31 protein-coding genes and 1 pseudogene are annotated in these 24,321 nt (G+C 39.7%); 9 read left to right on the top strand and 23 right to left on the bottom strand.

Annotated features, from left to right (window positions below; translation table 11 throughout):
* The 5 genes and pseudogenes from BT147_RS13305 to mobQ form a co-directional block, all read right to left on the bottom strand.
* A pseudogene (locus BT147_RS13305) lies at positions 1 to 776 on the bottom strand (hypothetical protein); the annotation flags it as partial.
* Positions 777 to 851: 75 nt separating this feature from the next.
* Positions 852 to 1,706 carry a type IV secretory system conjugative DNA transfer family protein gene (locus BT147_RS13310; protein WP_072336332.1) on the bottom strand — a complete coding sequence of 285 codons (855 nt, stop codon included), beginning with the start codon at positions 1,704 to 1,706 and terminating at the stop codon, positions 852 to 854.
* 11 nt (positions 1,707 to 1,717) lie between these two features.
* On the bottom strand, positions 1,718 to 2,110 hold the full coding sequence (locus BT147_RS13315) for a hypothetical protein (RefSeq protein WP_072336335.1): 393 nt from the start codon (positions 2,108 to 2,110) through the stop codon (positions 1,718 to 1,720).
* Positions 2,111 to 2,166: 56 nt separating this feature from the next.
* Positions 2,167 to 4,347 (bottom strand): VirD4-like conjugal transfer protein, CD1115 family, encoded by a 2,181-nt coding sequence (locus tag BT147_RS13320; RefSeq protein WP_072336338.1) that lies wholly within the window; start codon positions 4,345 to 4,347, stop codon positions 2,167 to 2,169.
* Positions 4,348 to 4,370: 23 nt separating this feature from the next.
* On the bottom strand, positions 4,371 to 6,377 hold the full coding sequence (mobQ, locus tag BT147_RS13325) for a MobQ family relaxase (RefSeq protein ID WP_072336341.1): 2,007 nt from the start codon (positions 6,375 to 6,377) through the stop codon (positions 4,371 to 4,373).
* A 307-nt stretch (positions 6,378 to 6,684) separates the two neighbouring features.
* Between mobQ and BT147_RS13330 the strand changes: the two genes are divergently transcribed.
* On the top strand, positions 6,685 to 7,005 hold the full coding sequence (locus tag BT147_RS13330) for a hypothetical protein (RefSeq protein ID WP_072336344.1): 321 nt from the start codon (positions 6,685 to 6,687) through the stop codon (positions 7,003 to 7,005).
* A gap of 53 nt (positions 7,006 to 7,058) precedes the next feature.
* Here BT147_RS13330 and BT147_RS13335 read toward each other — a convergent pair whose 3' ends face one another.
* Positions 7,059 to 8,201 carry a hypothetical protein gene (locus tag BT147_RS13335; RefSeq protein ID WP_072336347.1) on the bottom strand — a complete coding sequence of 381 codons (1,143 nt, stop codon included), beginning with the start codon at positions 8,199 to 8,201 and terminating at the stop codon, positions 7,059 to 7,061.
* Positions 8,202 to 8,369: 168 nt separating this feature from the next.
* Between BT147_RS13335 and BT147_RS13340 the strand changes: the two genes are divergently transcribed.
* A complete protein-coding gene (locus BT147_RS13340; RefSeq protein ID WP_072336350.1) occupies positions 8,370 to 9,056 on the top strand; it encodes a hypothetical protein in 687 nt (228 codons plus the stop codon).
* A gap of 85 nt (positions 9,057 to 9,141) precedes the next feature.
* Here the strand turns inward: BT147_RS13340 and BT147_RS13345 are convergent, their stop codons facing one another.
* The 4 genes from BT147_RS13345 to BT147_RS13360 all read right to left on the bottom strand — a co-directional run bounded on the left by BT147_RS13345 (position 9,142) and on the right by BT147_RS13360 (position 11,326).
* Positions 9,142 to 9,378 carry a hypothetical protein gene (locus BT147_RS13345; RefSeq protein ID WP_072336353.1) on the bottom strand — a complete coding sequence of 79 codons (237 nt, stop codon included), beginning with the start codon at positions 9,376 to 9,378 and terminating at the stop codon, positions 9,142 to 9,144.
* A gap of 255 nt (positions 9,379 to 9,633) precedes the next feature.
* Complete coding sequence (locus BT147_RS13350) at positions 9,634 to 9,945, bottom strand: hypothetical protein (protein WP_072336356.1); 312 nt, start codon at positions 9,943 to 9,945, stop codon at positions 9,634 to 9,636.
* 34 nt (positions 9,946 to 9,979) lie between these two features.
* A complete protein-coding gene (locus BT147_RS13355; protein ID WP_072336359.1) occupies positions 9,980 to 10,336 on the bottom strand; it encodes a hypothetical protein in 357 nt (118 codons plus the stop codon).
* 30 nt (positions 10,337 to 10,366) lie between these two features.
* Entirely contained in the window at positions 10,367 to 11,326 is a 960-nt protein-coding gene (locus BT147_RS13360; RefSeq protein WP_072336362.1) for a ParM/StbA family protein, read from the bottom strand.
* 440 nt (positions 11,327 to 11,766) lie between these two features.
* Between BT147_RS13360 and BT147_RS13365 the strand changes: the two genes are divergently transcribed.
* On the top strand, positions 11,767 to 12,372 hold the full coding sequence (locus tag BT147_RS13365) for a MerR family transcriptional regulator (protein ID WP_072336365.1): 606 nt from the start codon (positions 11,767 to 11,769) through the stop codon (positions 12,370 to 12,372).
* A 72-nt stretch (positions 12,373 to 12,444) separates the two neighbouring features.
* Here the strand turns inward: BT147_RS13365 and BT147_RS13370 are convergent, their stop codons facing one another.
* The 12 genes from BT147_RS13370 to BT147_RS15900 form a co-directional block, all read right to left on the bottom strand.
* The gene (locus tag BT147_RS13370; RefSeq protein ID WP_143188013.1) at positions 12,445 to 13,569 is read right to left on the bottom strand and encodes a hypothetical protein; all 1,125 of its coding nucleotides are present in this window, start codon (positions 13,567 to 13,569) and stop codon (positions 12,445 to 12,447) included.
* Between the two features lie 55 nt (positions 13,570 to 13,624).
* Complete coding sequence (locus tag BT147_RS13375) at positions 13,625 to 13,927, bottom strand: hypothetical protein (RefSeq protein WP_072336371.1); 303 nt, start codon at positions 13,925 to 13,927, stop codon at positions 13,625 to 13,627.
* Positions 13,928 to 14,038: 111 nt separating this feature from the next.
* On the bottom strand, positions 14,039 to 14,365 hold the full coding sequence (locus tag BT147_RS13380; protein WP_072336374.1) for a hypothetical protein: 327 nt from the start codon (positions 14,363 to 14,365) through the stop codon (positions 14,039 to 14,041).
* A gap of 38 nt (positions 14,366 to 14,403) precedes the next feature.
* Positions 14,404 to 14,742 (bottom strand): hypothetical protein, encoded by a 339-nt coding sequence (locus BT147_RS13385; protein WP_072336377.1) that lies wholly within the window; start codon positions 14,740 to 14,742, stop codon positions 14,404 to 14,406.
* A gap of 63 nt (positions 14,743 to 14,805) precedes the next feature.
* Entirely contained in the window at positions 14,806 to 15,354 is a 549-nt protein-coding gene (locus tag BT147_RS13390) for a hypothetical protein (protein WP_072336380.1), read from the bottom strand.
* Positions 15,355 to 15,852, bottom strand: coding sequence for a hypothetical protein (locus BT147_RS13395; protein WP_072336382.1), 498 nt, complete (start codon positions 15,850 to 15,852; stop codon positions 15,355 to 15,357).
* Positions 15,827 to 16,426: an NUMOD4 domain-containing protein gene (locus BT147_RS13400; protein WP_072336385.1), complete on the bottom strand. Its 600-nt coding sequence runs from the start codon at positions 16,424 to 16,426 to the stop codon at positions 15,827 to 15,829. The genes BT147_RS13395 and BT147_RS13400 overlap by 26 nt, the downstream gene beginning before the upstream one ends.
* A gap of 182 nt (positions 16,427 to 16,608) precedes the next feature.
* Complete coding sequence (locus tag BT147_RS13405) at positions 16,609 to 16,854, bottom strand: hypothetical protein (protein ID WP_072336389.1); 246 nt, start codon at positions 16,852 to 16,854, stop codon at positions 16,609 to 16,611.
* Positions 16,851 to 17,012, bottom strand: coding sequence for a hypothetical protein (locus tag BT147_RS15635; protein ID WP_177239835.1), 162 nt, complete (start codon positions 17,010 to 17,012; stop codon positions 16,851 to 16,853). Before BT147_RS15635 ends, BT147_RS13405 begins: the two co-directional genes overlap by 4 nt.
* A gap of 338 nt (positions 17,013 to 17,350) precedes the next feature.
* Positions 17,351 to 17,515, bottom strand: a complete 165-nt coding sequence (locus tag BT147_RS15640) for a hypothetical protein (RefSeq protein WP_177239837.1) — start codon at positions 17,513 to 17,515, stop codon at positions 17,351 to 17,353.
* Between the two features lie 48 nt (positions 17,516 to 17,563).
* Complete coding sequence (locus tag BT147_RS13415; protein WP_072336394.1) at positions 17,564 to 17,845, bottom strand: hypothetical protein; 282 nt, start codon at positions 17,843 to 17,845, stop codon at positions 17,564 to 17,566.
* A 13-nt stretch (positions 17,846 to 17,858) separates the two neighbouring features.
* A complete protein-coding gene (locus BT147_RS15900) occupies positions 17,859 to 17,987 on the bottom strand; it encodes a hypothetical protein (RefSeq protein ID WP_286119510.1) in 129 nt (42 codons plus the stop codon).
* Between the two features lie 203 nt (positions 17,988 to 18,190).
* On the opposite strand from BT147_RS15900, the gene BT147_RS13420 reads away from it, so the two are divergent.
* From BT147_RS13420 to BT147_RS13450, 6 genes are all read left to right on the top strand, one after another.
* A complete protein-coding gene (locus BT147_RS13420) occupies positions 18,191 to 19,180 on the top strand; it encodes a DUF932 domain-containing protein (protein ID WP_072336397.1) in 990 nt (329 codons plus the stop codon).
* A gap of 221 nt (positions 19,181 to 19,401) precedes the next feature.
* The gene (locus BT147_RS15905; protein ID WP_286119513.1) at positions 19,402 to 19,887 is read left to right on the top strand and encodes a hypothetical protein; all 486 of its coding nucleotides are present in this window, start codon (positions 19,402 to 19,404) and stop codon (positions 19,885 to 19,887) included.
* Positions 19,888 to 20,360: 473 nt separating this feature from the next.
* On the top strand, positions 20,361 to 20,582 hold the full coding sequence (locus BT147_RS13435) for a hypothetical protein (RefSeq protein WP_072336402.1): 222 nt from the start codon (positions 20,361 to 20,363) through the stop codon (positions 20,580 to 20,582).
* 347 nt (positions 20,583 to 20,929) lie between these two features.
* A complete protein-coding gene (locus BT147_RS13440; protein WP_072336406.1) occupies positions 20,930 to 23,032 on the top strand; it encodes a type IA DNA topoisomerase in 2,103 nt (700 codons plus the stop codon).
* Positions 23,033 to 23,044: 12 nt separating this feature from the next.
* Complete coding sequence (locus tag BT147_RS13445; protein WP_072336409.1) at positions 23,045 to 23,251, top strand: hypothetical protein; 207 nt, start codon at positions 23,045 to 23,047, stop codon at positions 23,249 to 23,251.
* A gap of 215 nt (positions 23,252 to 23,466) precedes the next feature.
* Positions 23,467 to 23,817 carry a hypothetical protein gene (locus BT147_RS13450; protein WP_072336412.1) on the top strand — a complete coding sequence of 117 codons (351 nt, stop codon included), beginning with the start codon at positions 23,467 to 23,469 and terminating at the stop codon, positions 23,815 to 23,817.
* A 51-nt stretch (positions 23,818 to 23,868) separates the two neighbouring features.
* Here BT147_RS13450 and BT147_RS13455 read toward each other — a convergent pair whose 3' ends face one another.
* Positions 23,869 to 24,306, bottom strand: coding sequence for an endonuclease domain-containing protein (locus tag BT147_RS13455; protein WP_072336415.1), 438 nt, complete (start codon positions 24,304 to 24,306; stop codon positions 23,869 to 23,871).
* Positions 24,307 to 24,321: the final 15 nt, after the last annotated feature.

Below are 24,321 nucleotides of genomic sequence, written 5' to 3' on the forward strand. Positions count from 1 at the left end.
TCTGCTGGCTTGTCCTCTTTCGGCTTATCGCCAGTAGTTGGTTTATCTGCTGGCTTGTCTACTGGCTTAGGATCAAAGACTACTGTAGTATTACCTGTCGGTTCTGTCACAGTAATGACTGGTGGCTCAACTACTACCACTACTGGAGGATCTGTTGGCTTATCTTTCGGCTTATCTTTGCCTGTTGGTTTATCGACTGGTTTATCTATAACAACAACTGGAGGCCGTTCGATTGGTTGAATTGGTGGTTTCGTTTCGACTGGTACATCTTTTGTTGGTGGATCAAAAACCAACGTTTGTAGATCAGGTGACTCGGTTGACTGATTACCACCAAAGGCAAGCACATCTCCTTGAGTAGTATCAACTTTCGGTGTTTGATCCACCTTTGCTATGGCTATGTTCTGATCACGAGATGGAACATTGTCATCCATCTTTCCTAGAGCAACAGCAACATGATTAGAGAGATCGTCTGATTTCACATGATCAACTCGTTCCTCGATCTGTCTGAAATCATCCTCTGTTAATGCAACATTTTTTTCATCTGAATCATCAGGTTTTGCTTCCACCTCTACATTAGAAGGAGTTGGTGTTTGCGTTTGCGTTGTAGCTACTTCCTGATTTTGATTCGGTTTTGAATCAGTCGGTGATGCATCTTTTCCACTTGAACATCCAGTGGCTGCAATTGCAACCAGCGAAACCGCTGCAAGGGACATCCCGATCTTCTTATAGTTCTTTCTGAAATCTTCTTTGAGTCTTATCAATTTTTGTTGATTCAAATAATCCATCTCCCTTTCTGATTTAACTGAGCTATCCACTTCTGGATAACTCATTCATACTTTATATCACCTCCCTCAAATCAAATAAATCTGGGAGACCTCAACCATCTTACTGCTACCTAGCTGGATCAATACACTTTTCCCACTAGATATAGATTGGAGACATTGATCCTGTTCCACTGTAATCAATTTACCATCAGCACCTTGAGATACGGTCACTCCAACAAGACTCTTATAGAGTTGAATCTCTTTTTCAGTACCCTGTAAACCAGTAATAACATGTTGTTGAAAGCCGCCCAATAAAGCTAAGATTTTGTCCTCTGGTACCAAGTGTAAAGTTGGGATTACTAGACTAACTTGCACCTTATATGACCGACATACATGTACAATTTCACTTAACAAGTCGTAATCCATATATAGATTGCTGTCGTCAAAAATAAGATGAACAGCATTACCTACTGATGAAGTGTCTTCCTCAAAATCTAGAAGCTCTTTATAAACAGTTACTATCGATTCTTTTGTAAACACATCTTGATCGATAGGCATTCCAATATAATAGACTACTTTTTCGCTTCTTGACTCCTTCACAATTTCCTTGAAGATTTCCTTCACTTGCTTCGGATCTTCGAAATCATAACCATCGTTGAAGTCAAACGATGCAACCCGATAACCTTGTTCGATTTTCTTTTCTTTGGTTGCATCATAGACTTCTTTTTTAGATCCAAAAAACACAATAGACTTCTCTTGTTCAAATATGATGTTAGGAATCACATACGAGGTAGTTTTACCAGAAGCTGCTTTCCCCACAATCATGGTATTACTAGGATAACTCTCATCTAACACAACAAACTTGGAGTATGTTTCATCCCATCCTAAAAGCAATCCTGATGTCTTTTCTAACTCATTTTGATCTACAAGTGTCAATGACATATATGTATCACCTATCCTAAGAGGAATTTTTGTAGCCTAATGTTGAGACCAAGCAGAACTGTTTCTTTCGATTTAGCATCCAGTAATTCATTAAATCTGTCCGAAGTGATAAATGACAATCGTTCAACACTATCCGGTTTATTCCATCGAATTAAAGCTGATTTCATTTCTTCAAATGTATGGATCTCTTCTCTTTTTGACAGATGTTTCATCACTTCTGTCAGTAGCATTGCTTCACATTGGCTCCAAAAATCTGTACTTTCATCACCAGCGTAGATTTTATCAACCCAAACTTTATACGGTATATATAAAGTTTCTTTTCCCTCCCCCAGGATGCCAAGTATGATTTCATTCTGGGTAACTTCACTTTCATTCCAAGTAGAACATGATGGTTTTGTTTCCATATTTCACACACCCCTTTACATATTTATATTATAAATGAACAACGCAAGAGTTGCAATTATGTGTTAACTTTCGTTTTCTCTTCATCTTCAACATCTTCTAATAAAGAATCCAACTCCAAATCCATATCTTCGTCCTCTATGGAGTCAAATAGATCCATTTCTACTGCTTCTTCCTCTACATTTTGATGAGCAACTTCAATGTCACCATGCAGCTCATCTAACTGTTGATCTACTTCCTCCGAATTAATCTCCTCATCCATTTCACTTTCTTCCTTGACTGCTTCATCCTCAACTCCATCCAGATTAGAAACGGCAACTGATAAACCCGAAACCAGTTCATGGATAGCAGGAACAACTTCCTCAATTTGTTCCCCTGTGCCCTCAATCATCTCGTCCATCTGATTCATATCATGCTTGAGCTGATCCATGAACGAAAGTGGCTCAACTGTTTCGCCAAAATCAATCATATCCTCAAGAGTCATTCTTGGTTCTGGTAATCCATCTCTCTCTCTCAGAAAATCAAATCGACTTATCTCCGTACCCTCACTCAATATTCCCTTGAAAAATTCAAACTGAAACACTTTATTAAGCTTGATCACATTCATTCCGACAACTAGAAGAATTCCTTCTTTCTTGTTCAAACGTGTTAACTCATCCGGTGTGTACAAACTACGTGCGCTGTAATTAAGAGAAGTGGAATCACTGCCTCCACGACTATTTTTTGATGATGATGAGGATCTTGTTTCGACTGTTGTTTTTCCAATGAGGTGCGAGAAATATTCAGCCGTTAACTTATCTCCAACACCCAGTAGATACCGTAATGAACAGTTCCCAATAATTGCATCCGCTTTTTCTTTGCTATATTTTGAAATGAGCTGGCCGATCGACTGGACTATGGTACTACTACTAATCCCATAACCCCGACACGTAGCTAAGATCTCTTCATAACCAGGTATTGTACCTAAGTTCGGGAATTCATCTAGCATTAGATTTACTTTCACAGGAAGTTTACTAAAGTTATGATCTGCTACGTCGTAAAGCCTTTGAAACATCTGTGTAAAAAATGTGCTAATCAGCGGTTCCCAGGTTGGGTCAGCCACTGGTAGAACACAATACACTATCATCTTTTTCCTACCAATGTCGTCTAATTTAAAGTCACTAGTTTCCATAAACTTACGCACATCGGCTGGATCGAATTTCGATAGAGTGATACCCAGTGATATAAAAATGCTTGCTCTCACTTTATCATCGGCCATTCTTACAATCAGATAGGCTTGATAGGCTGGATGATCACGCTCTAATCGATCAAAGAATTCATCCATTTCTTCTGGAGTTCTTCCTTGCTCTGTCAGAATTTCCTTTACCTTTGCCATAGTCGCATTCTCTGGACACTCTTTTTTGACATAAAGCAAAAGGGTTTTCAAGAGGGCCACTTCAGCTCGTGCCCAGAAATCAGGATTTTTCTGATTACTCACCTGTGCATTCATTACAATCGTAGTTGCGACTCGTTCTGCCTCAATCTCCTTGTCAATATAATCAATCGGATTATATCTATCCGAAACCGTCATCTCTTTAAAGTTGATCACTTTCACATCATATCCTTGCTCCATTTTCAAACGTGCTGTTTTTTCAAGGATTTCAGCTTTCGGATCTGTGACTACTATACTTCTTTCGGTTTCATGGATAATGTTGGTCAGAATATACGATTGAGTTTTACCTGATCCTGGCGAACCGATGATGAAAACATTGCGGTTAGGAATATCGGTTTCTTCATGAAGTATCACAGGGCGATTGTTCATAAGCCCAAAAATCAAGCCGGAGCGGTTCATAAGATTTTCATTAGGAGATTTACGCCAAGTCTTTTTAACAAATTCACGATCATTAAATACTTCGGATGGAGTTGCAAGAGTGGCAGTACCATAGGCTCCGTAAGATGCATCTGTCCGATACTTCCCTTTCCCCACTAGTACTCCATAGATCTTTACAGTAAAGAGAATAAACAAAATCGGAACGATAAATTGAAAGGAAACAAATGGGGATTCGTTTAAAGCACTTCGAAAAATTTCAATCGGATGCTTCATCTCCGCCCAAATAGTATCAAATGATTCAATCTGACTGGTTCGTGGAGTCCATACAATAGCTGTTCCTATTATCCATTCGACAATAGATATACCAATCATCGCAAAGAGAATGGCTCCTACCACCTGTCTCTTTGTCTCTTTTAAACGTGTCAACATTCGCCTCATCTCCTCTATTTTCCTTAACGCCCTCGTCCAGATCCACGGTCTCGACTTCTTTTGGATCGACGTTTCTGTTCTTCCGCTGCACGATCCAGATCTGACTTACCATTTCTAGTATCCGCTAACAGAGAGCGAATCCCTTGCGCCAATTCATTAACGAATACATCGGATGTACTCTGCACTGGTTGGGATGACAATTCCCTTGAATTTCGCTCCATCGTTCTATCCAAAATCTCATTTTGAGATACAACCCGACCCTCTTGTTCATTCAAGATCAGTAATTGCCTAGCCGTTTTTGGATCTACTGATTCTATCCAAGCCTCGCCAGGGTATTGTTTCTTAGCCTCCTCAATCATCAACTTATCGACTATGGAGAGCGTTGTTTTGAGCTTTTTCAGTCGTTCCGCAATAATGCGACGTTCCTTTGTAATTTCACCCATCGTTTTTGCAAAAGTCTTGGGATCACTTATTTTGATTGGGGTTACTTCCTTTTCTCTTTCTTTCAACTTCCGCTGCCAGTTAATGAGGAAGCGATTGTCTTTAACCAGCTTCTGATATTGCTCGATTACAGGTACCGTCTTTTCTTTTTCTGGCTGTCTTCTATCTTTTAAGAAGGCTTCAATTTGATTAATCGGGACTACTAATCCTGTTTTATTATGGTGATCTACTAACCGATGAATCTCTATCGGATCGTATTTAAGCAACTGATCATGATCCGCTTGAGCATAGATCACCTTCGCTTCTTCCTTCACCAGATGCGAGAATGTCTGGATGGCCGTGTTTGTCATTTCAAGCCCCTCTTGAACATATCCCTTTTGTTTGTTTATCTTATCCATCTCTTGTTTGACAAGAGATGCACGTTGCTTAAGCTCATTTCGGAAGTCATCAAAAGTGAAACCAAACTTAGCTAATTGGTCAGAAGTTTCTTCTCGATTTTGGGAGTTTTGATATAACTCTTTGGCTCTTTTTAGGTTAGATACTTCCTCTCTTAACTCCACTTCCTTCTTAGCAAGTACTCTCTCCCAACGTTCAATAGATGAACGACATTCCAATGCCACACCTAAATTGACATCCTGTTTCATTCGTTTTTGAACGAAAACGATTGATGTCTTCTCTACATCATTGAGTTGACCCCATTTTCCAGATCGCTCTAGTTGATAACGGAGATCTGACTTGCGCTCTTGGATTTTTTTCTCTAGGGAAATAATAATTGCTTCGCCTTGTTGGATTTCCTTTGCTATCTTCTGGTTAAGCTTTTTAATTCGCTCATTCAAACGTCCATATTTTGTAACAGGACGATACTCTTTCCCTGACATGGATGATTCTTCTAAAGCTTTCTTCTCCCTCAAATGATCGGATGAGCCTATATGCTTTGTTGGAACTAGATCCAATCCTTGCTTTGCATAGCTTCTATGGTCAATTCGAGTTGAAAAACCAGCACGTTCTAAAGCACGATTCGCATAGTTAGACCACTGTCCACGAGCATCCACCAACGAATCGGAATCCTTTACGAAACCTCTCCCATCAAAGGAATGTGATTTCCCCCTATTGGCGAACTGTGGATTCCAGCTCCGATTTTTCAAGCCAAATCCACTTTCCGAAATATCACGCATGGTAAGCATTACATGGAAATGAGGATTGTTTACATCATCCCTGTGAATCGCTACATCAGCTATCATTCCTTGCGAAATAAACGTATCCTTTACGAACTCTTCTACAAGAGTTCTTTGTTCCTCATTAGTAAGCTCTCTAGGCAAAGCTATATTCATTTCACGAGCAAGTTGAGAGTCAATTCGCTTTTCTGCTTTTTCAACTTCATTCCAAAGTCGCTCTCGATCATATACCCAAATAGGAGCATGATTAGGAGCCATAATAAAAGATTCGGGAGGTGTGAGTCGTCGGTAGTTTTTCACTTCTCCAGATTCCTCATCTAATAGTTTCTCACCCGAACGATATGCAGCCATAGCGACTGCATTTTGCCCTTTTCCTCTAGACACTATTTGCATTGATAGATGATAGATAGCCAACTTTCACACCTCCCATATTTTCAAAAATCGAATCTGTAAACTGCAATCTATATATAAGCCCCTGCGGGAAAAACAAATTTTAAAAATGGTCATGTAGCGAACAGCGAAATTGAGATTTTTAAAACCACCGATCCAGAGATCGGTTCGCACGACATTGCATAGCAATGTATAAGTGCGCCCTGTCAAAGTACTACAGGGATATTATACCCCGAAAACTGTTTGATGTCACTTAGCTTGACCTTGAAGTAAAATTTTTCTATTATGAACTTAAAGTATCTAATTTGATTGGGGTTTGGAGGCAAGAAAAATGGATGAACAAATGAATAAGGAATCAAAAAAACAAAGTAAACTTGAGCGATTATATATACAACTCGAAGAAGATATGAAAGATATTGAAAATGCAAAAAAGAAGGTAGTCACTGCCAAGAAAAAAGCGAAAAAAACACAGCATCAAATTTCGGAAGAAAAAAGAAAGCAAGACACAAAAAAGAAAATTGAAATGGGAGCAATTTTCATGAAGACGTTCGGGGTAACAACGAAAGAGGATGCCTTAAAAGTAGGATATAAATATGGGCCAATAGTCAAAAATGATGAATCATTAAACCCTCCTTCCTCTTCCGATGAATGAGCATAAAAAATAGAGATTCCCGACAGCATTTAAGCCCCAGGAATCTCTATTTTTTATCGTGTGAACACTTCTCTCTCAATCGTCTGTTCTACCACCACCTCGACTTGTTTAGTAGACTTTTCCAATGTCTTTAGGAGACTGTCCTCCTTTTGACTACTAGCATATTCCTTCAATTTTTCAATTCCCTTCTCAGTCACCCTTTCAGCTGCTATCCCCACCGCTACCGATTCAGCTAGAGATAGCTTGCTAACCTCCATGTTTGGATACTGAGCTTGTAGATCATTTTTCACTTGAATCTCTAGCTTTTTCTCCGCCCCTTCTAGTTGCTTCAGCTGACCGGCTATCCTCTCTTTTTTTCCTTCCAGCTGCTTCTTGAGCGTTTGATATTCTTCTTTCCCTATCTTCCCCTCTAAACGAACATTTTCCAACATCCCGATCTTCTCATTTACTGTCCTTTCTGCACTCCTTAGCTTCCCTTTAATATTCCCAATCTCGCCGCTTGTTATGGAAGCTTGTTTTAATAGAGTTTCCCTGGAGCGTGAGATCGACAGCTCTATCTTCTGCTGTAACTTCTCTCGATATACTTCCTCCACTGGTCGCCCATCTCGTTTTGCGACTTTTTGAACTTCTTTAAGCGTTTTCAGGACATCCGACTGACTTAACGAACGGTAATACTGTAACGCTTCTAAACGTCCTCTTAATTCCAAACTAACATTCAAATCTTTCGGCTCCACTATTATTTCTTTCTGTTCACGATCCGTAAAAACAATATTTCCGGCATTTATTTCTTTGAAGTGCAGCGGCCCCTCTGCTCTTTCTAAAACAAAGCTCTTGTTATAAAGATCTTGCTCTAAATCCTTTTTCATATCAGTTACAACTTGTTTATGAACCGACTCTCCATTATGATTCTGTAGTACATTATTTTCCTCTTTTACAATTCTCTCAATTACTGGTTCATTATGATTTTTCGATCCCTCTCCCACTTGCGGATCGTTACCAGTAGGATGAACGACAAGATTTTGCTCTTTTAACTCTGATGTTAATTGTCTTTCAAGAGTATCAATCGTCTGATTATGTAACTCTAGAAGCTTTTTTTCTTCTAGTTGCATCCGCTCATTTCTACGAAAGATTGCTCGTACAAACTCATCAACAACTTGTGAAACACCATTTTCAATCTGCTGACCAATCTTTGACATTATCTTTTCTTCCTCTCTGTGTATATGTTACTAATTGTTCATTTATAATAGTAATATAAAATCCTCAGACGAGTAAAGGTATCTGCATCGAACTTATTGTAATATTTTAAAAGGAGTACATTAAGGAGATTTTAAAACTAGAACCTATAATTGGAAGGACGGACAGCCATGAGCAAGAAAGATTATACCAGGATATCCTATCGCTTAACCCCAAAAGCAAATAAGCTTTTAAGTACCTACACTGCTAAAATGCAAACAACTCGATCTAAGCTAGTTTCCTTTATACTCTACGATGCACTGATTAAAAACGAGATTTCCGTAAATAAATTACGCGAAATCATGGAGACCATGAAATCAAGAGATTTACTCCCTGATAATCTCCCCCTACATACAGCGAATAGTACATTTGATGCCATCGAGAAAGCGAGAAAGAACGTACCTGAGTTTACCTCATACAGAAATGAATTTCTGGGTTGGTTGCTCTCCTACCATATCGAACTACTTCCCCAAAAGCTTAAAAAAAAAACGGGTGAAGCCTTAACTCAGGATGACTTCATCCCGGAACAGACTGCGTTTTTTTTAAATCCAAAGCTGAAAAAGAAAATGGGGAAATACATAAAAAAATACCGCCTTACTGTGCAATTTCTAGTTTTTGATATTCTATTTAACGAACATTTCTCCAGCACAGAATTTCTAGCCAATATAACCATCTCAAAAGAAGAAAAGAAAGCACGATATCTAACTATGCTTCCAAAATTCCTATATAAAGAAGTTAAAAACTCGCCGATTAGCATTTCTTTTCTGATTGAGGTTTCAGCTGAAAACTATTTAAAGAAGTACAAGCACCTAGCCTAAAAAATCAGCCCCCTGCCCCCTGCCCCCTTCCCATTAAGAGAAGAGATACAGGGGATGGGAATCGTGTCTTAAACAGGACAATCTATTAAAATCCGTTCCATTCACGTCTTAACTCGTCTTGTTCATTGTAAAATGCTTCGATCTCTTTTGCTTGCTGTTCTTGTCTGGCATACTCTTCTTCTCTCAATTGTTGTACATACTCTTTATCATCGTATGGATGACAGTAATCACCTGTATAGATATGGCTAAAGTTAGGGTCTTTTTCCTCATCATAGCCACAGTAATACCACCAATTCTGTAGCCTATTCAAAATTCTTTTCACTTAAATCACCCCGCAAAACCTCAAATTTGAATTGATTATCAGCCCCCTAGCCCCCAATCATGGGGGGACTATCGCTCGCCACTGGGCACCCCTTCCCATTAGGGGGAAGGATAAGCAATAGCTTTGGGGCTGGTAGGGATTTGGAAAGGGTCTGCGCCAGAAAAGCACTGGCTTGATCTAAAGAGGCTACAGGAAAGAGATTTGCGCAAGAACACCGCAAACTCTTCCCCTCTGCCCCCTTCTCCAAAGAGTTAGCTATCTTTTGATTAGTGGACCACTGATATTTCTTTGTTTGGTCTTCTCCATCTTCTCTTCCTCAGACATCGTATCTGCTACTGCAATTTCCTCTTGCGCTTCATCTCGTTTGAATAGATTCTTTATGCTATTTAATACACCGTTATTAGGCTTATAATGATGCCAATCTATTACCTTGTTGCTATCATAAGCAAAAACCTCGCAATCATTCGGGATATCTGGCTTAGATCCCCTTTCAAACACAATGAATATGTTTTGTTTTGATCCTTTCTTACGACAAACAGCCATAAGCATGTCATTAGATTGCTCCATCTTTCTATCCCCTCACTTTAGAATAGGTCTCAATCTACTTTTTCAACCACTGTCTGGCAGATGAAGAACCGGCCCTTTTTTTCTTGGCTTCGTCCTCTGCATCCTTGCTCGGCTCTTCCTGCTCAATTTGACTGACCTCACTTACCGGATATATAGGGTGTGGGTTCATTGGTAATTGAGGAGCGAAAAAGAATGGTAGAGTAACTTGTCCACCAGGAAGCCGTCCAGTATGGCAAACCATATAAAATTCAACACATCTTTTAAGAAATTGACTCTTATTCACTGCTCCATGCTGCTCAACAAAATCATGAATTGCTTTGTCATATGGATCTAATTGATTAATTGTCATCTGGTGATTGGCTTTCTGGCTAGTTGTTCGATTTTTCACCATTCCTCTTCCCTCCGTTCCCTATAATGACCATCACACTTCTTCCGTAACCAGAGCTTCCTTGGCCACCATATATGCGCCCAATGCATTTGCAAACCGACCAGCATCATCACGACGTTTTGGTTCGTACAGACCTAAATCAGAGGCTTGGAGAATACCGATCTCATTAATTAGCTTCCCTTGTGACTGTTGGTCAGGTTGTATCTCACAAAGTACTTTTCCAATACTTTTGTAATTGCCTCCGATGGGTACTAGTACTCCTTTTCTTGCTGGCTCATCCCAGTTCAACTGATTCATTTTGTCAACAATGAATTCAACAAGTTCATAATCATCATCGAATTTTTCAGTCTCTAAACCAACCGGAACCGTTTCAGTCCTTGCCTCGATCAGTTCACCGCTTGGATCAATAGCAGCTAGTGTCATTGTCCGTGCCCCTACGTCTACTATGTAAACGTATTTACCTTCTGTCCATTCCACAGGAAGTCCGTAATACGCAGAAATCGTTTCAGGCATAAGAAGAAGTTCCTCAATGTTGTAATTGAAGGCCACTCCATTAATCTCAAGAGAGTGATTCCCCTCCACAAGCTTCTTCAAAGCTTCAATCTCTTCATCATCAAAGGTGGAGTATGGGATCAGTGTAACCACTGTAAATCGGCCTGAATGATATCCGGCACGGTATAAACTCGCAAGAATCAAGTATAGAGTCTTTGGATCTGCTTTACTTTGAGACCACACAGACGTGGAAATGTCTGACTCTTTTTGTGCTAGTTCGCCGATAAACCAATGTTCAGGTTCTTCATTGATTTGTCCATCCTTACCATAATATTTAAAATCAATGTCACTAGGCGCATAATCTGTCAATTTCCCAATTAACTTGCGCATTTTCCCTTTCTTAAATCTACTGGGAACAAAAGCTGTTTTCATTTCGTGATCAATCGTTTTTCCACCAGATCTACCAGTATCTACCGAAACCAAAATTCTTTCTGTATACATAGTTCAAATCTCCCCTATTTTTTATTATAAAATTCTTATTATTACTGTAGCATTGCTGGAGCAATATTTCAAGTATTTACTTGTTGTTAAATTCACTATTTTTTCTTCGGTTCATGATTTTCATTATTATTTATATTGCTCCAGCAATGCTACAACACTATTTATATAGTAGCTACTATATAGCCACTGCTACACAGCTATTATATATAGGTAAAATAAAAAACACTAAGTGTCGTAGCTACTATTTAGTTGATCGCTATAAAAAAGCCTTATTTTACGTGTATTTAAGTCGGGTCACTATATAGCTACTGCTATGATTCTACAACTATGATAGTCATTAATTTACAATATGCAATTGCAGCCATGATAGATAAATCAAGGAAAGTATAGCTACTATCTAGAATTGATTAAGGGTGGGTGAAAAGAGGGAGGTGAGTAGGGTGAAAGAAAACTTACCGAAAGAATGGCTGACTGTCAATCAAATCATTGAGTTAACAGGAATTCCGCAGCGTACACTTTCTGGATACATCAATACATACGGTCATTTTATTCAAATGAAGAAGCCAGGTCGATTCTACTATATCCATGAAGATTCGATCCATGTGATCAAAGAGATCCGGAAATTATCAAACAACAAATGGACACGAGAACAAATCGAAGATCATTTAGGGAAAAATCATCATGCATTCTTCCTAGTTCCAGAAGGGAATTCACTGGTTCCTTTAGGCCAATCTCTATACGACATCAGCCAAGACGTGAAACAGTTCAAACAAGACGTGAAACAGTTATTGCAAGCCTCATTAGAAAAACAACAACAAATGCAAATGGAGAACCAAGCCTCATCAAACCGACAACAACAAATGATGCAGGCGGAAATCCAATCACTCCAAAAGGAACTATATGAGACGAAATCCGTAGCCTATGCTCATCAAAAAGAGTTAGAGAATATCCATCAAGAATTAAAAAAGAAGTCGAAGCGAGGATTTTTCTCCTTATTTAGTCGGAAAAATAAAGGCAAGCGAGAACAGCAAGAGGATACAGAATGAGTGTGATTGGTGGGGGAACAGGAAAAGGCATAAGCAGTTACTAGTCTTGTCGATAGTAAACCGCTTATGCCTTTATTTTGTTTCAGAGGGAGTGTCCTTCTTACGAACAACCTGTTCTAGATCTAAATCAAACATGAACATCAGTTTTTCAATCAGACCCGTTGTCACTGGGAATTTGTCATTCCAAATTTTTGAGATCATTGGAAGGGAGATTTCTGCTGACTTTTGTTGATAATCAGCTACAGAAAGACCTTTCATTTCTGCTGGTGTTTTCTTCCGAATCACTTGATGAAGGGATAAGTTATATCCCATACTCGCTGCATACAAAAACAACTTATCAATGGTGTCAGTACGGATAGGAAAATTATCATCTCGAATACTATGTACTGTTGTCCAGGAAAATCGACACTTCTCTTGGAGATCCTGATTTGTTAGCTTTTGTGATTCAAGCCACTCTCGGAATGGGGCTAGGGTGAGTTGTGAGTCACCAATTGCAAAGTTACTTTTTTCTCGTATATCCTTCTTTTTTATAGGCGGATCTACCGATTCGAACCACTCTCGGAACGGTGCAAAGGTGAGTTGTGTGCATTCGGGACTGTAATCAATTGGCTTAGGCTTGGATAACTGTATGTCAATTGTAGCAGGCTGAATATCAATTGTAGCAGGCTGAAAATGGTCTTTGATCTGCACAACCTCTTCTAATTTTAAGTCAAACAGGAGCATCAGTTTCTCAATCATGTCAGTCCTGATCGGAAAAACATCCATCCAGACCTTAAAAATGGTTTCGGTTGATACTGGTTCCAATAACGTATGATTATCTCGTACAGAAAGCCCTTTCATTTCCTCTTTCGTTTTGTTACGTATCAGCTGATTAAGGGGTAATTCATATCCCATATTTTCTGCATATATTAATAGCCTATCAATGGTATCTGTATAAAAAGGAAAATCATCCTTCAAAATTTTATGAATGGTACCATATGAGAATTGCGTATTCTCTTGGAGATGCATTGTCGTAAGCTTCTTCGATTTAAACCACTCTCGAAATGGCGCAAACGTAAGTTGTGAGTCACCAATTCCAAAGGTGAGTTTTTGTCGTATATCTTCTTGGGTCAGTTGGTGCTCCAGTTTTTGTTTTTCGAACCACTCTCGAAATGGCGCAAACGTGAGTTTAGATTCATCCAAGGCAAATTTTTTCACCATCTATATCTCCTTCCATCTTTACTTATAAAATGATTTAACTAGATTATGTAAACTATGTCCACCCATACAATTTTTTCATGCCCACAAATAGGATGCCTTGCCCTGTTAATCCTAAAAACATGAGACCTGACAATGACGGATTTACAAACATAAAGACGATCCCCATAAGAGTAATCAAACAAAATGGTAGAAGGAGAATTGCAAAGATCAATTCTTTTCTCCGTCTTCGCTCCTTAAGATCAGCTATTGTATCTACACCTGCTAAAACTCCCAATACCACAACAACTAAGGTAAACAATATTGCAAAAATAGCTAGGAAAACCTTCACTAATATCCCTATGATCTCCATAATCATGTTGTCTAACACTTCCTTTTATCTGATCCGTGAGAAGGGAAGAGGAGGTATGTGAAATACCCCCATTTCTTCTACAGTGTATTCAATTTTATAACATTTTCATATCCTCAATCAGTATTTCTTCCATTTATCAAGAAGTCTCTGCTTCTCTTTCTCTTGTTCTTCCAAGGCTTTTCGCTCAATCAAAAAAAATAGATAGGTGCAACCACCCAGATAAACACCAGAAATTAGCATACCGATAAACATTCCATCATCTAGTTCCATGTCTCTGATTATAAAAAACACACCCCAAATGAACAGAATAGTTATAATTAAAAAGAAACTACTTATGATACCCACAACTATTTTTTCTTTCCTATTCATTCCTTCCCCTAATGCTAATACAAGCCACGAAGTAATAAGCATGAACAGAAATACGATTTTGATCATATCTACCATTTTAAATCGTCCTCCTACTTTGTTCTCCAAAGGGTAAATCAGTATTTCTTTTTCCATTCGTCAAGAAGCTTTTGTTGCTTTGTTTTAAATAGCTGCGATATTACTTTAGATACTTTACGTTTAAATAATATATACAAACAGTACCAAATAAACAGATAGAGCAGAAATGACAGTATCCTAATAGTAAAGCTATCAATGATATCCAGACCTAGAGCTAAAGCCATCTTACCGCTGTAATATGCTTGAACAGCCAACATCATAAAGAAACAAAAGACCGCAATACTAGCAATAATGACCCCTTTAAAACCCCACTCATTTCCAATTCCAATACCTAACGCTAAAATGATCAATATGAAAATAAACACCGTAGTATACAATCCACTCATCTCCTTTATAGTCGGAAAGAGGGGGAAACATAATCCCCATCACCCTAATCAAAATCAAAAGTACGAACGATCATCACCATCAATGCTGTTTATATGCTCGGAATCAAACAACATATAAACATCTTGCTTGCGTTCCATTCTGATTGTGTACAAGGTATTAACTGAAATGAGAGTCCCATCAAGGCCGATCACTCTCATAACTTGTTTGAGTGAAAACTTCCTCGCATAGATACGACCGTAATCTACTCCAGGTTTCCAAACAAAAAATATAGGATCTTTGGATGTGATAAAGTATCCAATCATATAAGCCTCCATGTAGTCGGCAATCTCTAGCTCTCTCTCAATCACTTCAGTTCGGCGGCTACATTCTTCGCAGTATCCATGCTGATTCATGACATGGGTGTAGGGCTTTGTTCCACACTCATAGCAAAATTTATCTTCATAGGTGCGAATATCCATTACATCATGATTGACGGTAATAGAAAAAGTGTTGTGTTTCTCATTCACCTGGTAGCGACGTTCAGGAGGTTTGTTTAAGTTGGCCCAATCATCCTCACCATCATCTTCAAAAAAACTAGATAGCCAGTGCCGCCAGCTCATCATTCATTCCTCACCCTTCTGCCCATACCCTCGCACCCCTAAAGAGACAACGATCTCTGTAGGGATATACTTGAGTTGACCCACCATACCAGCCACCACAAGACAGCTCTTTTCAGACTTGTAGTAACGGAACACCTTGTGATAGTCCACTTTATGATTCCATAGAAAAGGAATTTCTTCTCCATTGGCTAGGGTTAGCTTTCCTAACAATCGCCCTTTTGTTCGGACAGCTCGTTCTCTCTCAATTTCGCTCTCTAGCAGGTGCTGCTCAAACCAACATTTTACGCAGTACCTTCCTTGTGGAACAATGATTTTCCCCATTCGCTTCTTGCACTCCAAACACGCAGCCTCGTCCCGATTAAGGATTAATTTATCTTTCAATGTCTCTGGAGGCTGTGAGATGATTCCTTCTGCATGCTCGATTCGTTTTGTGTACATTTTTGCGTTTTCCATGAAATCAAGCCAATCTCTCATTTCACCGGATGATGCATGGTTGGACATCGAATTCAGCCTCCTCTAGTATCTGCTTGATAGTTTTGGTCTCGACTCCGTATTCTCTAGCTAGAACAGCCATTCCAAACTCCTTTGATCCAGGACGACATATATGTCGGATGAATTCCTCATCATCAGGAGATAGAAGGGAGGAGGGAGCTGACAGCTCCTGAATTAGCTTTTTTTCCATGATGGGACTTTGTATGAAGTCTTCTCTTGTAAGATAGAAGGATAGGTTATCCAAGCGATTGTTCTCCTTATCCCGATCAAGATGACCGACTGGATAATCGGGATCTCGAATTGCTTCCTCCCAAAAACTGAAGGCAACCAACCGATGAACGTAATGTCGTTCGCCCTGTCCATCTCGATGAAGCGTTACATACAATGGACCGCCTCGACGAATGGGGTTTGATCTAAGAATCATTGACGGAAAGACCCGACGATTACCGTAACGATCTGTTCCGACTCTATGCTTCCTCATCACTTCTCCCAAACTACTTACCATATATAAATCCTCATAATGAGGAATGTCTCGCCAAACTTCTCTCATATTTTTCATTGGACTCATTGAAAATTTGATCAAGGAAATGTCCCCTCTCTCTCGGCTCAACCTCCTCTGATTCAGGGCAAATCACAGAAATTCGCAGGTAGTGTAGGCAGAGGAGGGAAGCGAGAATGCTGTTGTATTCATTACTGACGTTTTGTAAGTCGAGAGAGGCTAAAATCTCTTAGAAGACCCCTCGTCGACGATTTTTTTATAAAAAGTCAAATTTTCAGCGAAAACAAACCGCAAGCTTGCCAGTCTGTACAATGCTTTTGACTACTCATTCTACAAGTAGATTGGTTCAAGTGCTGACAATCACCACATGTAACAGCGATCCAAGTTGTCCCAAATTTTGTTGTCATCGGGTTCTCTTCCAGCTGATCGGGAAGGCAATCCGGATTGATATAGAAACGGCTTCCGTCTAGAAGGAAAAGTTCGATCTGGACGAATCGTGATACATCAATCATTTTTTTCTCGCTCCTACTTGTGGTAGGATAGAAGGGTGATCTGATTGTCGGATCAGATCACCATATTTGCAATACCACCTGTATAGAGCTTCTGGAGAGTTGATCTTCAGAAGCTCTTTGACTGCCCGAACCGACTCCAGTTGAATCAATTTCCCCATTACAATTCATCCTCCAGTTCAGCAACTTTTGTTGGCTACTCCAAAATATAAGAGCCAATCAGATTCCCACAGTTGCGGCAATGAAAATCGATTCCTCCATCTTTCCTGGGCTTTTCCTCCCACAAGTAGTTTCTTGGAGAGTTACCGCACATTTGACATGTCGCAGGGTTCACTTTCTTACCGTCAGACAAACATCTAACCGTTTGATCGGAGTAATTGTGGTAAGGCTTCAGACAATCCCAACACACATAAGATCGGCTTTTAAGGCCATTGTGAGACTCAAGACAATGCGTAGCAGGTTCAGGACATTCGTTACATTTCTTCATATCCAATCCTCCCTAAGATTGCTTTGATCGCTCTAAAATCAACTGTGCCTGCATCTCTCGGATTTCCATTTCATCGTCTCTAGTGACACAGTTAGAACAAATGCCTGCGTACTTGTTGCCAACTGGGGCTGAAGTCCGAACAGCCTTTTGACATCTCGGACAAGTCACTAATCTCATTCGTATCACCTCCCCGTTGACCGTGTGGTGTAAATTCGTAAGGAGCTTTTACACTTCGTCGTCTTCATAATCTCCATAGTCTTCATAGTCTACAAAGACTCTTAACTTACGCTCATTCATTCTAGCCAAGTTCTCGGCTTGCTCTGATCGTGAACTTCCTTTCGCACCATCTAAACACTCATCACAAAAGTAGTAATCCTTCATGGTCGGTGACATCCAGTAGCGAACCATGCCTTGGTCTAAGAATCTACTTGAAAAGAGAGTTTCACCTTGCTCTATTTCCGACTTATGACATAAGCAACAATGATGAAAACCTGATAATATTGACATTTAATTCATCTCCTTAAGAAACTCTCTGAATCTTGATGAACCGAAGGACATTTTTACATTTAGTCTGATGAGCCAAATCTTGTACGAATTGAAGTTTTTCCTCATCACTTTTCATCAGCCACTCACGAGCCTTGATTATCATGTGTCCTCAACCTCCTTTATATCTCTATTATACATTAAAACAAAATATTAGTCAACACTATAATTTATAAATAGATTCACTAACGAGCTACTGGAGACATGAAGTAATTCTACATTAAAATAAAGAATATAAATTTTATAGTTGATATATATTTTGTTTTAATGTATAATAAAAGTATAAGTTAACAAGGAGATGATTGATATATGCTTACAACAACAAGTGCTAACAGACTACAACAAATCCTAAAAGGTTTAGAAACAGAAGATACCCAGAAAGAAGACCTTATTATCTCGGCTTCGGATCTTACTTATAGGGAAGATGGATTACTATACGATCGGTATAACCGGATTAATGGATATTCCCTAAATGATTGGTCAACAGGTCAGTTTGCACAGCGGTTAAATATTCCATCAAGATACTTCAAATCATGCCCTCCAGAATTGAGATCAATCAACGCTGCTCACTGGATGCAAAAGCTTGAACCTGATACAGATTGGATGTTACGAACAATGAAACATGGAGTAGTAAGAGGCTTAATGAGTGACAAGTATGTACCCTTTGACGACTTAGATATATTGGATGTTCTGAATGAAATACTGAAAAAATCCGGTGCCGAGTATAAAATCGAAATGTGGAATCGAGATGATTCAGGCTGTCACCTACGAATCACATTCCCTGATTTAACAACTAGTGTTGGAAAGCTGGAAAATGGTAATCCAGACACTCACCTTGTCGGCTTCCATTTAATGAACTCAGAGGTTGGAAAAAGCTCTATACGAATCAGTCCTATGGTATACCGACAAATATGCACGAATGGTCTGATGGGATGGCGGAAAAATGGGGATGCCTTCCAACAAAGACATATCCATCTACGGCATAACGAAATCTACACAAGAGTCCTGGAAGCAGTTGGGCAAGCAATCCAGTTAGGCGAGTCAATGATTAACGAGTTACTAAAAGCGAAAGAAACCGAAGTAGAAAACCCACTAGCAATAATCAAAAAATTGGCAAATGATAATAAATACAGCCAAAAATTCACGAATACCATTCAAGATTCTTTTGCCAGAGAGCAAGGAAACACCGCCTTTCATGTTGTCCAATCGCTTACCTTGGCGGCTCAAACTCTCGATACAGATAGTCGAACAGAGATAGAACGAACTGCAAGTAGATTGCTCTCCAAACTAGTTGCATAACAAACAAACTTTAACCCATCTACCCAAAAATAGATGGGTTAAATAAATTTTATAGTTGATTTTTATTTTGTTTTAATGTATAATAAATATATAAGGTTAAGACATCGCTTTGAGCGGAGTGAGCCAAGACCCCCCTAAGTTTAGAGGGCGAGCCACCACGAACCGGAAGGTTACGCCACGACAAGCGTTACACACTACAAACCCTCTGGAGGATGATATATATGGTAATCAGTAGAGAAATGGTAAAAGTTAACGAAGTACATAGTTTTTCACTAATCGAGATGGAAGAATGTTGGTACCCAGGTGAAAATTTTGAGATAGCCCATTATACAAATGGAAAGATGTCTTTCACACATATAGTAGATGTAGAAAGATTCCCGACAAGAGAGGAGGCGCTCAAAGCAATTAGGCTACATAGCGCGAGAATTACTGGGGATTATAATGGTACTCCATTTAGAACATACACAAATGTAACAGAGGAGGAACCCTTACAAGTTGGTGACTTAGTAGCCGATGAGATCAAGGACGATTTTGAAAATTGCTTGCCTCCTGCTTATGATTCACCCTATCTCATCCAAGTGGGCGAACCTTACAGCCATGTGAATGGTAGAGATACCTATTCAACTCTTAAAAGAACCTCTGTTGGTTGGGAATACTGTGGGCATTGTCATCATGGGGAGATGGTTGAACCAGTACGGACAACTTAGCCAATCGGTTAGGATGTCCGTTTTTCTTTATTAAATATTAATTTTATAGTTGATTTTTATTTTGTTTTAATGTATAATTTAGATATAGGATAACAACTTAGGAGGAACAAAATCATGAACCTTACAGAAAAAACTTTTATCCACACTGGAAATTCGTCCACAGCACAGGAGTTAGGCTATCCAGTTTATAGCGCAAAGTGCCAGCATACATGTATTGACCTGAGTCAAAAAACGAATCACACGTTATCAGTGAAGCTCTCAAATGGTGAATTCATCACTTTTAATTTTACTCAACCGTATTTAAACGGTGGCAACCTTGATGTTATATATCATGGGAATTGAATATCAACACAGTTGCTTTTCGTGATGACAACGATGGAATCAAACATCCAAAGCATGTGGTAGACAAAGGAAATTTTTGTTTGGTTAGCTTTGAAGCTACTGAAAGAGATTGAGTAAAAGGAGGCTTCCCTATGAATAAGCAAAAAATAGATTTCCGGATAAACAATAGAGAGCTATTATTTCAATACTCACTATGGTTAGAAATGACAGAAAGGGAGTATGACAAATGGTTATGGCAAGGAGTGGGGGGAGAAGATGATTTCTCCCAAGAGGAGTTAGACTATTTTAATCAGGGAAAAAAGAAGCTGAACATCGAAAGGGAACGTGTCAATTCAGCCCTTTACAACTACTAATTTTTAGGAAGAAAACCGAATCAAAAAGATAGCTAACATCTTTGGAGAAGGGGGCGGAGGGGGAGAGTTTGCGGTGTTCTTGCGCAAATCTCTTTCCTGAAGCCTCGTAAGATCAAGCCAGTGCTTTTCTGGCGCAGACCCTTTCCAAAGCCCTACCAGCCCTGAAGCTATTGCTCATCCTTCCCCTAAATGGGAAGGGTTGCCCAGTGGCGAGCGATAGTCCCCCCATGATTGGGGGCTAGGGGGCTGATCTTTTTTAGGTTCATTTGTTCGATGATTTACTCTTATTAGATTTTATAATAGTATTATAAATGAACAATCTTATACAGAAGGAGTGGAGGTTTGTAATGGTTGTTATTCTTGCAGAAAAACCAGACCAAGCAAGAAAGTTGTCTGCACCATTTCCACACAAGAAAGAGAAGACTTGTATCCAGATACAACCTTGTACGCAATTCCCACAGGGAGCCATTGTCGTGTGGGCCATCGGCCACCTTTACGAGTTAGCAGCTCCGGAAAAGTACAATGCTGAATGGAAAAAATGGAATCTAGAAGCACTTCCGATCATTCCAGAGAAATTTCGGTATCAACCCTCTAAGGATAAATCTCAACACTTGGCAGAAGTAAAAAAACATCTCCAAAGTGCGGATGAAATCATTATAGCGACAGATCCAGCACGAGAAGGGGAGTATATTGCTAGAATCATCATTCAAATGTCGGGAGCTGCTAAAAAAATCATAAAGCGGCTGTGGTGTTCGAGTTTGACAGAGGCAGCCATCCGAAATGCCTTCCAAAACTTGCGACCAGGAAAATCAACGGAACCGCTATTTCATGAGGCTTTAGCACGATCTCAAAGTGACTGGATCGTAGGAATGAATAGTAGTCGGGCTTATACGCTTCTCATGCAACAGAAGGGGGTCTCAGAGGTTTTTTCTACAGGTAGAGTACAAACACCTTTGCTTTCTCTCATTAGAAGCAGAGAAGCCGATATAGAGCGTTTTAAAGCCGAACCTTATTGGGAACTTGAAGCTAATTTTGAGACCAACCAACATCAATATAAAGGGAAGCACCAGGAACGCTATTTCGAAAAAGAGAAAGCTGTAGCTATTTTACATGAGATTCAGGGTAAAAATGGCATGGTAGCCACAGTCAAAACAGAAGCCAAATCTACCAAGCCACCACTATTACATAGTCTCTCAACGCTACAATCCAAGCTAAACAAGAAACACAAACTAGCACCAGCTCTCGTGCTAGAGTTAGTTCAGTCTCTGTATGAGCGTGGCCATGTTTCGTATCCACGTTCTGATTCACAACACGTTACACCAGCCGAGGTATCCACTTTTCCAGAAATCATTCATGCATTACAATCGCAGTATTTGTTAGGGAAAGAATCAAAGTTGAGGGACATCGGTTCTGATAAACGATATGTGGATGAGAAGAAAGTCAGTGATCATTACGCCATCATCCCAACAAATCAAGTCCCCAAATTAGATCAACTCTCACCGGATGAAAAGAAGGTGTATGATGAGATCGCCAAGTCCTTGATTGCTGCACATTGTCCAGATCACCGTTACAACCAAACGACCATCCTAACCAATATTGAAACCTATGAATTTAAGTCGACTGGAAGACAGATCATTGAAAATGGCTGGAAGGATATATTCCAAGATGAACCAGAGAAAAAAGATCCAGAGAATCAACAGCTACCTACTCTTAATGAAGGCCAACAAGTAAAAGCCGAACCATTCATCAAAGAGGGGATGACTAAACCCCCCAAGCATTACACAGAAGGGGATCTGATCACTCTCATGAAAACGGCTGGCAAGCATATTGAAGACGAGGATCTATCCAGTATGAGGGGAATGGGACTTGGGACGGAAGCAACACGATCGGGTATGATTCAAACCTTAAAAGATCGCAAGTACATTATCGTCACCAAAAATACGGTTGCCGTGACTGAAAAGGGGAAGCTCCTTGTGAGTGCTGTTCAAGGCTCTCCGCTTGCAAAACCCGATATGACTGCTAAGTGGGAACAATACCTTTATCAAATAGGACAGGGACAAAAGTCAGCAGCTCCTTTTATCGAAAAGTCCAAGGACTTAGCGAAGATGATTGTGGAACAAGCAAAAAGGAGTTCTGATGGTTGGAATGTTTCAGCAGCTGTAAAGGAAAGTGAAGCAAAGTTATATGTGGGAAAGTGTCCTCTTTGCGGTGAAGGCGTAATAGCACGAAAAAGCTTTTACGGATGCACTGGCTACCAAAAGGGATGCAAATTTACTTTACCTGGTGAGCTCTCGGGAAAGAAGATCTCTGAGGCAAATGCTAGAAAATTGCTTGAGGGAAAGAAAACTGGATTGATCAAAGGCTTCAAATCATCAAAGAAGGATACTACCTACAATGCTTCCTTAAAGCTAGAAAATCATAAGATTCAGTTTATATATGCCAAAAAATAATGAGGTGGAGCTATGAATAAAAAGAAATATGTCATGTTAGAATTTGATGAGGAAACAGGACAAGTCGACATAAAGCTAGGAAATATGCATGTGAAAAATCCGGATGATATCTTTATGATTCATCAAGCAATGAAAGAATACACAGAGCGAACAGAGAGACTACTAAAAGTCCTGATTCAAATGGAAAATATAAAAGCTCCACAACAGAACCTACAATGATTGTCGCAATCCTAAGTGTTGCTATTGCAGTCTTTGTAAGCGCATCGCTCATCTCAGCTCTGTTCGGAAGAACAACATTGCTTAAAAGATTGTTTCAAATCACTGGTACTCTATTGATACTGGGCTTTCTTTTCTCCTTTTTGCTCATTCTAACCTTTGTTTTGACGAAAAAATAACGAACCACAATGCCTAGTTAGAAAGGATGGTAAGGGAATATGTTTGTAAACAAAAATATACTGACGTACTCTTTAGCTGGATTGATCGTGATCATAGTCGGTTTGGCAATCTCTTGTAGTCGTGGATCATCCCTTGATGGAAGTTGGAGCTTGCCAGATAAACAGTCAGGGTGCCCTCGTAAGTATTCATTTCTAAAGGATAATACCGTTTCGTTTCTACCAGGTAGAGTAGATGAAACCGCAGCAGGAACATACAAAAAATTGGAGAGCGATAAATACAAATTGGATTTCGGTGTAATCTCGATGGTCTACGAAATCAAACAAACTGGAAATACGATGACAGTCAGAGAAGAAGGACAATCTGGCGTTTGTACATACAAAAGAGACTAGTGGAATCAAATCAAAATGAACTGCACCTCCAGTTATGGGAGGTGCTTTCTATTATATCCTCTGCCACCATTTCAAGTGGATCCCCGACTTTTGGTTGATCTGCTCCACACATGCATGTACGTTGGAGTTAACCTGCTTGCCTGTGAACCTTATTACTGTCCAACCGTGCTTCCGCAAAACCGCAGTTTTCTTCCGATCCAGCTTCTTTTGATAGTCAGATGAGTGGTATGCAGCTCCATCCGTTTCAATAGCGATCCTGTATTTCTTGATAACGAGATCCACTTGATACCCGCAAGTTTCGTACTCTGCTTTCACTTTGTAGCCTTCCTTTTTCAATGCTAAGTACAAACGCTTTTGAATGTAACTTCGATCACAGCGGATGAGCTGCCAGTCGGGGAGCCGTCTTGTGGTGACTAACTCTTTAATATACTTGTAGCACCAGCGAATAAGGTCTATGTTTCGTCGCCACTCAACTTCCAATCTCGCCATTGTCACCATCCTTTG

The organism is Thermoactinomyces sp. DSM 45891 (assembly GCF_900119485.1).
Classification (GTDB): Bacteria; Bacillota; Bacilli; order Thermoactinomycetales; family Thermoactinomycetaceae; genus Baia.

Coding starts and splice junctions, on each gene's coding strand:
- BT147_RS13445 (WP_072336409.1), top strand. CDS start 23,045: ATGAATAAAAAGAAATATGTCATGTTAGAATTTGATGAGGAAACAGGA.
- BT147_RS13420 (WP_072336397.1), top strand. CDS start 18,191: ATGCTTACAACAACAAGTGCTAACAGACTACAACAAATCCTAAAAGGT.
- BT147_RS13450 (WP_072336412.1), top strand. CDS start 23,467: ATGTTTGTAAACAAAAATATACTGACGTACTCTTTAGCTGGATTGATC.
- BT147_RS13330 (WP_072336344.1), top strand. CDS start 6,685: ATGGATGAACAAATGAATAAGGAATCAAAAAAACAAAGTAAACTTGAG.
- BT147_RS13415 (WP_072336394.1), bottom strand. CDS start 17,845: ATGTCAATATTATCAGGTTTTCATCATTGTTGCTTATGTCATAAGTCG.
- BT147_RS15900 (WP_286119510.1), bottom strand. CDS start 17,987: ATGATAATCAAGGCTCGTGAGTGGCTGATGAAAAGTGATGAGGAAAAA.
- BT147_RS13455 (WP_072336415.1), bottom strand. CDS start 24,306: ATGGCGAGATTGGAAGTTGAGTGGCGACGAAACATAGACCTTATTCGC.
- BT147_RS13340 (WP_072336350.1), top strand. CDS start 8,370: ATGAGCAAGAAAGATTATACCAGGATATCCTATCGCTTAACCCCAAAA.
- BT147_RS15640 (WP_177239837.1), bottom strand. CDS start 17,515: ATGAGATTAGTGACTTGTCCGAGATGTCAAAAGGCTGTTCGGACTTCA.
- BT147_RS13320 (WP_072336338.1), bottom strand. CDS start 4,347: ATGTTGACACGTTTAAAAGAGACAAAGAGACAGGTGGTAGGAGCCATT.
- BT147_RS15635 (WP_177239835.1), bottom strand. CDS start 17,012: ATGGGGAAATTGATTCAACTGGAGTCGGTTCGGGCAGTCAAAGAGCTT.
- BT147_RS13380 (WP_072336374.1), bottom strand. CDS start 14,365: ATGGTAGATATGATCAAAATCGTATTTCTGTTCATGCTTATTACTTCG.
- BT147_RS13360 (WP_072336362.1), bottom strand. CDS start 11,326: ATGTATACAGAAAGAATTTTGGTTTCGGTAGATACTGGTAGATCTGGT.
- BT147_RS13390 (WP_072336380.1), bottom strand. CDS start 15,354: ATGATGAGCTGGCGGCACTGGCTATCTAGTTTTTTTGAAGATGATGGT.
- BT147_RS13375 (WP_072336371.1), bottom strand. CDS start 13,927: ATGATTATGGAGATCATAGGGATATTAGTGAAGGTTTTCCTAGCTATT.
- BT147_RS13350 (WP_072336356.1), bottom strand. CDS start 9,945: ATGGAGCAATCTAATGACATGCTTATGGCTGTTTGTCGTAAGAAAGGA.
- BT147_RS13440 (WP_072336406.1), top strand. CDS start 20,930: ATGGTTGTTATTCTTGCAGAAAAACCAGACCAAGCAAGAAAGTTGTCT.
- BT147_RS13395 (WP_072336382.1), bottom strand. CDS start 15,852: ATGTCCAACCATGCATCATCCGGTGAAATGAGAGATTGGCTTGATTTC.
- BT147_RS15905 (WP_286119513.1), top strand. CDS start 19,402: ATGGTAATCAGTAGAGAAATGGTAAAAGTTAACGAAGTACATAGTTTT.
- BT147_RS13315 (WP_072336335.1), bottom strand. CDS start 2,110: ATGGAAACAAAACCATCATGTTCTACTTGGAATGAAAGTGAAGTTACC.
- BT147_RS13335 (WP_072336347.1), bottom strand. CDS start 8,201: ATGTCAAAGATTGGTCAGCAGATTGAAAATGGTGTTTCACAAGTTGTT.
- BT147_RS13355 (WP_072336359.1), bottom strand. CDS start 10,336: ATGGTGAAAAATCGAACAACTAGCCAGAAAGCCAATCACCAGATGACA.
- BT147_RS13310 (WP_072336332.1), bottom strand. CDS start 1,706: ATGTCATTGACACTTGTAGATCAAAATGAGTTAGAAAAGACATCAGGA.
- BT147_RS13435 (WP_072336402.1), top strand. CDS start 20,361: ATGAATAAGCAAAAAATAGATTTCCGGATAAACAATAGAGAGCTATTA.
- BT147_RS13405 (WP_072336389.1), bottom strand. CDS start 16,854: ATGATTGATGTATCACGATTCGTCCAGATCGAACTTTTCCTTCTAGAC.